The organism is uncultured Muribaculum sp., assembly GCF_910583865.1.
In the GTDB taxonomy this organism is placed as follows: domain Bacteria; phylum Bacteroidota; class Bacteroidia; order Bacteroidales; family Muribaculaceae; genus Muribaculum.
The window spans coordinates 1-7505 of record NZ_CAJTYX010000067.1 but is presented as its reverse complement, the minus strand read 5'-3'; the positions used below and the strand labels follow the sequence as shown (position 1 = coordinate 7505).

At 50.6% G+C, this 7505-nt stretch carries 6 protein-coding genes; 3 read left to right on the top strand and 3 right to left on the bottom strand.

What is annotated here, in order from left to right:
• Window positions 1–158: 158 nt before the first annotated feature.
• The 3 genes from QZ303_RS10450 to QZ303_RS10440 form a co-directional block, all read right to left on the bottom strand.
• Window positions 159–788 (bottom strand): ribonuclease HII, encoded by a 630-nt coding sequence (locus QZ303_RS10450; protein ID WP_295732509.1) that lies wholly within the window; start codon window positions 786–788, stop codon window positions 159–161.
• Window positions 772–1494, bottom strand: coding sequence for a response regulator transcription factor (locus QZ303_RS10445; RefSeq protein WP_295732507.1), 723 nt, complete (start codon window positions 1492–1494; stop codon window positions 772–774). Before QZ303_RS10445 ends, QZ303_RS10450 begins: the two co-directional genes overlap by 17 nt.
• 325 nt (window positions 1495–1819) lie before the next feature.
• Complete coding sequence (locus QZ303_RS10440; RefSeq protein WP_295732505.1) at window positions 1820–3640, bottom strand: Na/Pi cotransporter family protein; 1821 nt, start codon at window positions 3638–3640, stop codon at window positions 1820–1822.
• A 252-nt stretch (window positions 3641–3892) separates the two neighbouring features.
• Between QZ303_RS10440 and QZ303_RS10435 the strand changes: the two genes are divergently transcribed.
• From QZ303_RS10435 to QZ303_RS10425, 3 genes are all read left to right on the top strand, one after another.
• The gene (locus tag QZ303_RS10435) at window positions 3893–4954 is read left to right on the top strand and encodes a linear amide C-N hydrolase (protein WP_295732503.1); all 1062 of its coding nucleotides are present in this window, start codon (window positions 3893–3895) and stop codon (window positions 4952–4954) included.
• A 98-nt stretch (window positions 4955–5052) separates the two neighbouring features.
• The gene (locus QZ303_RS10430; RefSeq protein ID WP_295732501.1) at window positions 5053–6294 is read left to right on the top strand and encodes a DUF4421 domain-containing protein; all 1242 of its coding nucleotides are present in this window, start codon (window positions 5053–5055) and stop codon (window positions 6292–6294) included.
• 20 nt (window positions 6295–6314) lie between these two features.
• Window positions 6315–7490 (top strand): sulfatase-like hydrolase/transferase, encoded by a 1176-nt coding sequence (locus QZ303_RS10425; protein WP_295732499.1) that lies wholly within the window; start codon window positions 6315–6317, stop codon window positions 7488–7490.
• Window positions 7491–7505 lie beyond the last annotated feature (15 nt).

Below are 7505 nucleotides of genomic sequence, written 5' to 3'. Positions count from 1 at the left end.
GGAATCGGTCCTATTTTTCAATCGCCCTCTAAAGTTTAGCGGACAGTAATATATTTAATTACACGGAGAGCACAGAAATCAAGGCACAGAATCTGATTTTTCTGTGCTCTCTGTATGCTCCGTACGATTGTTGTCTGCGGGATTGTTCGGACAGCCCTCTAAAAGAGTGTGAGCTGAGTGTCGAGGAGCCGGAACGACATGCGGTGCAATGGCGACGGGCCGTAGGCTGATATTGCGGCACGGTGTGCCTTGGTCGGATATCCTTTGTTGATATCCCATCCGTAATGTGGGTAAAGTTGATGCAGCCGTCGCATCTCTTCGTCGCGGTGTGTCTTGGCAAGGACGGAGGCCGCCGCGATATTGGCGAAGCGTCCGTCACCTTTCACGAATGTCGTCCAGGGTATAGTGCCGTAAGGCTTGAAGCGGTTTCCGTCGATTATTACCGCGCCCGGGCGCACTGAAAGCATGTCGAGTGCACGGTGCATGGCGAGAATGGAGGCCTGCAGTATGTTTATGCGGTCGATTTCCTCGGCGCTTACGGACGCTACCGCCCATGCGGTGGCCTCGCTTTCGATTATAGCACGCATCTTGTCGCGACGTGCCTCCGAGAGCTGTTTGGAATCGTTTAGCCATGGATGGCTGAATCCGTCGGGAAGAATCACCGCAGCGGCATATACCGGGCCTGCGAGGCATCCGCGTCCGGCTTCGTCACATCCGGCTTCACTCACACCTGTGCTGTTGCACGCGGGCAGAGGCTGCGGAAGGTTGTGATTATTGGATGAAACCATATCCGTAGCCGTAGCGTGTCACAAGGTAATGTGCGTATCGTCCGAGTTTTGTCCGTAGTCGGTCGAGGACGTTGTTTATATATAGCTCGCTTACCGTGTCTTTTTCGGGCCATGCGTTGTCGTAGATTTCGTCGGCATCGAATATGCGGTTCTTGTGGCTGAGAAGGAATTCAAGCAGACTGTATTCATCACGGCCGAGTTTTACCGGCTCGTTGTCGATGAAAGTGGTGCGTTCGCGCAGGTTCATCGTGAGGCTGTTATGACTTATCATGGCCGGTCTGTCCGAATGTTCTGTGAGGGCAGCACCTATTCTGCAACGTCGCAATAATGCGTTTACACGGGCGGTCATCTCGCGCATCGAGAAAGGCTTAAGCATGTAGTCGTCGGCTCCGAAATCCAGTCCGCCAATGACATCGCCGTCAGGAGACGAGCAGAATATCAGCGGGATTCGTGCGGTGGCTTTGTTCTGCTTAAGATGATATGCGAGTTTTATGCCCGATGAGTCGCCGAGGTTCATATCGATTATGAACAAGCTGTATCCGGCAAGATTCTTCTCCATGGCGTCTTTTGCAGAATGGAACACCTCTACCTTGTATCCCTCGTTCTCGAGGGAATACTGCATCAGGTCGCAGGCGAATAGGTCCTCGTCGGCAATCAGTATCCTGCTGTCAGGAGTAGAGATTTTATGTAGTGAGTGTTCTGCCATTATTCATGAATGGGAGAGTGTTTATAATCGTGTAGCTAATGTGATAACGTATCATTAATCTTTGAATAAAGGTATGTAAATATTTTTATATTATGTTGAGATGTCATTACATTGTAGCAGCATTGTCTTTATGATGTTACCGGTATTTATATTGTAAAATATATGTCACCGATTAAGGATTATTTTGTCATAAGACTGTAAAAACACCGGCATGATGCTGCGGTAAGTATGGACGCGTTCATAGCGGGCGCTGTGACCAGGGGATATAAAAACGGCGGTATGCCTGATTCGCACACCGCCATATTCCTGACAGCCTCCCGGTGGTCTATATTACACGTTTGCGGAAGTGGTCGCGGATTGTGTCCACGACATTGATCACATAGTCGCCCATCTTCTCCAGATCGTTGATTATATCCATATAATAGATGCCTGCCTGATATTCGTAGATATGGTCGTTGATGCTCTCCACATTCTTTGCGCGATACTGGTTGCGCAGGTTGTTGATTTCGCGTTCCTTGTTATAGGAGCGTATGATGTCGACTTCGCGCACTTTCTCTACGTCTCCGATCAGTACGAGCATGTCGGACATGGCTTCTTTGAGATAGGCGAACATCGTGTCGATGTTGGCGAGGATCGTGTCGTTGAACTCTACCCCGCTCTCTTGTTTGCGTATAAGGATTTTTGCGCATCCGTAGCAGCAGTCGGCGATGCTTTCTATTTCGCTGACTATATTTAGCATGGCCGCTATATGCAGCTTGCCCTCGTTGGAGAGACGCCCTTCCGCACATCGGTTGAGGTAATTGGCGATTTCAATCTCCATGCGGTCGGATATCTCTTCGTATTTTTCAAGTCGGGAGTAAAGCTGTGAGAATTCCTCGCTCTTTTCCTTGGCATGCACGAGCTGCTGGGCCATGTCGATCATGCGCTGCACGCGTTGTGCGTAGACGGCGAGTTCCTTCTCTGCCTGGGCGATGTTAAGCTCGGAGGCGCTGAGCAGACCGCCGGAGATGAACTTGAGCTGGAATTCCTCGTCCTCCTTGTGCTTGGCGGGCACGAGTTTCTCCACGATCTTCACGTACAGTCCGGTGAGCCATATCATGATACATACGTTGACGAGGTTGAATACGGTATGGAACATCGACAGGCCGAACGACACACTGAACTGCATGCCTGCCACCTGTGCGAGAACGGGATGTTCGGCAGGGAGCGAGTTGCCTACGAGAAGATTGTAAGTAGCGGGATCTGTGGCTTCGAGATTGTTCACGAAGTCGTACATCCCGTCGGGATTGCCTTGTCCGAGCCATTCTGTGATGTCTACGTTGAGCCTTACGAACGGGTAGAATATGGCGAGAGTCCATATTATGCCGAACAGGTTGAAGAGCAGGTGACCCATTGCAGTGCGCTTGGCTGCGACGTTTCCGCTCATCGAGGCGAGCAACGGGGTGATGGTTGTGCCTATGTTGGAGCCGAGTACCACGGCGCAGGCGAGATCAAACGTTATCCAGCCTTTGGTACACATGATGAGCACTATGGCGAATGTGGCCGCCGACGACTGGATTATGGCCGTTATTATTATGCCGACGAAAAGGAACAAAAGCACTGACAGGAATCCCATCGACGCGTAATGTTCCAGGAATGCGAACATCTCGGGATTGCTTTGCAGGTCTGGCACGTAGTCGCTGATCATGTTTAGTCCCATGAACAGGAAGCAGAAGCCTATTATGAATTCGCCGATCGATTTCTTGCGCGACGAACTGCAGAAAAGCAACGGTACAGCGCATGCTATGAGCGGGAGGATGAATACCGACGTGTCTACCTTGAATCCGAACAGGGCTATTATCCAGGCCGTGAAAGTCGTGCCCACGTTGGCGCCGAATATAACCGCCATCGACTGGCCAAGTGTCATCAGGCCTGCGTTGACGAAGCTGACGACCATTACGGTGGAGGCCGACGAACTTTGGATCAATGCCGTTATGAGAATGCCTGTGAGCAGCCCCGTGAAGCGGTTGCGGGTCATTGCGGACAGGATGTTGCGCAGGCGGTCGCCGGCGGCCTTCTGGAGGCCTTCGCTCATGACCTTCATTCCATAGAGGAACAGGCCTACCGAGCCGAGGAGAGCTAAAAAGTCTAAAAGTGTATAGTTCATTACCTTAAAGGAATGTTGGCTATTGCCGTGGGCAGGTGGAGAGTATCGCATCCCCTCTCCGTGCCCGCAAGGCGGTTTATATCTGCAAAGTTATATAAATGTTCAATAAACTTTAAATATAGTTTAAATTTTTTTCAATAATCGGGGCGGCACGAGGGCGCCACGGTTGTAAGTAATGGATTATGCAAAGAACCATAGCATAAAGTCTTGTGTTATGAATACAATGGAATAAACATAAAAACAACGAGAGATATGAAATATCGTATTATGCTTCTGTGTGCCGCTCTTGTGGCTTTATCGGCTTCTGTTACTGAGGCTGACGCATGTTCGCGTATCCTTTACGTAGGTGACACCACGGCGGCTTCTCCCGACAGCGTGCTCCGGATCGTGGGGAGATCGCTTGACTGGAAAACTCCTATCCCCACGAATGTCTATGTATATCCTGCCGGAATGTCCAAGGTTGGCAATGTCACTCCTAATTCCGTCAAGTGGACTTCGAAGTACGGAGCTGTGTATGCAGTGAGCTACGACGGAGGCATCACCGAAGGGATGAACGAAAAGGGTTTGGTCATCAACTCGCTTTTCTGCAAGGGAGCGGTTTATAATAACGAGTCGAGCAAGGATATGCCGGCCATATCGCTTGCCGTTTTTGTAGGTTGGCTTCTTGACATGAATGCCACCACCGATGAGGTGGTTCGTGTATTGCGTGAACGTGATTTCTCTATCGGGGGAGCTACTTTCGACGGCGGTACTGTCTCGGCTCTGCATTGGGGAATCACAGATGCTACGGGAAAGAGTGCCATAGTGGAGTTTGAGGACGGCGACATAAAGATATACGAAGGACAGGATATACCGGTACTTACCAACCTTCCCAATTATCCGGCTATCACGGCTATCAACGACTATTGGGAAGCGATAGGCGGAGTACATATGCTGCCTGGCACCGTGACAAGTCCCGACAGATTCGTAAGAGGCTCTTTCTTCGACAAGAATGTGGAGCGTACCAATGATTTCCGCGAGGGGCTGGCAATAACGCGCTCTATCATGGCCAATGTCTCCGTGCCATTTCATTACACGGTGGAGACATCGCCTGAGGTATCGTCGACCCAATGGCGTTCTTACTCTGACATACGCGATAAAATCTATGGTTTTGAGATGGTGGATAATCTCGGGCTGTTCTACGTCGATTTGAAGAAGGTGGATCTGCGTCCCGGTGCCCCTGTGCTCAGGATTGACGTCAGCAAGACCTACGATGTGGTCGGTGATGCTACACGGCTCCTGAAGAAGCACGCTCCATTCACCCCGATGTATTGATTGTCCGTAATGACCATCAAATGCAACAATCAGGACAGTACTAAAAATTAATGATTTGAATAATGGTGCAAAATTCCTTAATTTTGCACCATTATTATATGGCTATGTTTCACCCCACAATCAGAGGTATAATTGCGGGATGTCTGGCGGTGATGGCTGCCGGTCAGTTTGTTCATGCTTCCGAAACAGGCATGTCGCCGGACTCATGCGCGGTTATGTTGCAGGAGTCTGCCGGTTCTTATGCCACGGACGACGTGTGCACAGGCGATACGCTTTCGGATGAAAGCCGGTGTGCCGCTATCGCACATCCTGAGTGGGGGGCTGACTATTATCGGGAAAATTGGGTGAAGCAGTTATTCGCCAATGGATTCAGAATCAACGATCCGGGGATGAACTATCCGAAATTCATGCGCTTCTGTCTTAAAGTTTACAATTGGGGTGACCGCACGTTCAACAGCTACGATCCTGATTATGTGGTCGGCACGGGTAAAAACTGGAAGCTGTACCTTAACAGTCATAATTGGGTACAGACCTATGCCATGTTTTTCCCCGAGAACCTTAACGTGCGTATGTTCAGTGACGTCTATAGCGACTTGGGCCCGAGCATAAACTTCATGGCAGTAGGTCTGAGCTACACCTTTAATGCCAACGAGCTGTTTCATCACCCCGTGGCTCAACGTAGGAATTTCGACTGGAACTTCACATGTGCCTTGTTCACCTTGCGCTATTCACGGCAGTCGACATCGGGCGGAGTGACTATAATGCGTTTCGGGAAATACAACAACGGCCATCATATATCGCAGGATTTCAATGACGTAAGGCAGAAATCGACCACGATCGACGGATATTATTTCTTCAACCACCGTCATTATTCCCATGCGGCTGCTTACTGTTACAGCAAGTACCAGTTGAAAAGTTCCGGAACGCTGATATGCGGGTTCAATTATGAGCGTCAGGACGTGCATATCGATTTCAGTTCCTTGCCGGAGGAAATGCTTGAGTTTGTGCCTGACGGTCGTATGAACTATAAATTCAATTATGCCGACTATAATGTCATAATAGGCTATGGCTATAATTGCGTGCTTCATCCGAGGCGCTGGCTGTTCAATATAACCGCGCTGCCGGCTTTGGGCTACAAGCATCTTTTCCGTGAAAGTTCCGACGGGCGCAAGGACATGTTCTCGACCAACATAAAGGTGCTGTTCTCGTTTGTCTACAACCATAAGGCTCTTTTCTCTTCTCTTACGGGACGTTTCGACGGAGGACTGTATCTGGGCGACGCCTATACTTTCTTTAACTCCAATATGTCGTTGTCGCTGACCGTGGGTGCGCGGTTCTGATTGTGGACATACATTTTGCTATGAGACGAATACGATGCAACATATGGCTTGCCACGTTATGGCAGTCATTGGTCGCCCTTCTGTTGCTGTGGGGGTCGAGGGTGGCGTTCTTTTATCATAACGTTGATTTGACGGGTGCGGCCTTTGGCAGCTTGATTAGGCTTATGTGGCAGGGTGTGCCGTTCGATCTCTCGGCATGGGCCTATTTCAATGCGCTGTTCATGGTAATGCGCTTTCTTCCCGTTCCTTTTGCGGCCTCGCGTGGATGGCTGCGGGCCTCCGATGCGGTCTATTATATAACCAACGGTCTTATGCTGTGTGTCAACATGGCCGACGTGGCTATGTTTCCTTTCCAAGGCTCGCGTCTGCGCTTCGCCGCCATAAGAAGCTTCTTTACAGATCCAAATCTCGGGGGAATATTCCTGTCATACGCCGGTGCTTACTGGTGGGCCTTCCTGCTTTCCGCCCTGACGTTGGCGCTGATGGTATGGCTTTACCGCAGGGTAGAGCCGGAGGGGCTTCCTTCGGTCAAATCGCCGGTGCTGGCATGGTGCATGCGTGCCGGCATGTTTCTGTTTGTGGCAGCATTGCTCGTGCTCTGCATGCGCGGTCGTCTGAGTTTCTCCGGAAAGGGGCTTAAACCTGCTGACGCGGCCCGGGGAGTGGAGCGGCTAAGCGAGATGAACGTGGTGCTCAACACGCCTTTCAATCTTTTGCATTCGTTGAAGGAGAAGCCTGTGGAGGCCTTGGTGTATTTTTCCGAGAAGGAGCTGGCGAGCCTGCGTTCGTCGGTCAGAGTCCCTGTTGCGGATGCCGGATCCATGTCGATGCGGAATGTCATGCTTATCGTGATTGAGAGCGGCGGTCAGCATTGGATCGATCGTCTCGACAATGCTCCCGAAGCCAAACCGAGGGGATTGATGCCGTTTCTTGACTCGATCTCTGGGCAGTCGCTCGTTGTGCGATATAATTTTACCACCGGACGTCGCAGCAACGAAGGTATGGCGGCCATCCTTGGTGGCTTTCCTATGTTCGAGCCTTTTATTTATATGGGGTCTCCCTATGAGAACAACACGGTTGATGCTCTTCCGTCGCTGCTCCGCCGCAAGGGATATGCCACGAAGTTCTACTGCGGGAGCAATCATGGCTCTTTCGCTCACGGCAGACGCATCTTAAATAACCTTAACGGCTGTTGACCAATAAAAACCGGT

Coding starts and splice junctions, on each gene's coding strand:
- QZ303_RS10450 (WP_295732509.1), bottom strand. CDS start 788: ATGGTTTCATCCAATAATCACAACCTTCCGCAGCCTCTGCCCGCGTGC.
- QZ303_RS10445 (WP_295732507.1), bottom strand. CDS start 1,494: ATGGCAGAACACTCACTACATAAAATCTCTACTCCTGACAGCAGGATA.
- QZ303_RS10440 (WP_295732505.1), bottom strand. CDS start 3,640: ATGAACTATACACTTTTAGACTTTTTAGCTCTCCTCGGCTCGGTAGGC.
- QZ303_RS10435 (WP_295732503.1), top strand. CDS start 3,893: ATGAAATATCGTATTATGCTTCTGTGTGCCGCTCTTGTGGCTTTATCG.
- QZ303_RS10430 (WP_295732501.1), top strand. CDS start 5,053: ATGGCTATGTTTCACCCCACAATCAGAGGTATAATTGCGGGATGTCTG.
- QZ303_RS10425 (WP_295732499.1), top strand. CDS start 6,315: ATGAGACGAATACGATGCAACATATGGCTTGCCACGTTATGGCAGTCA.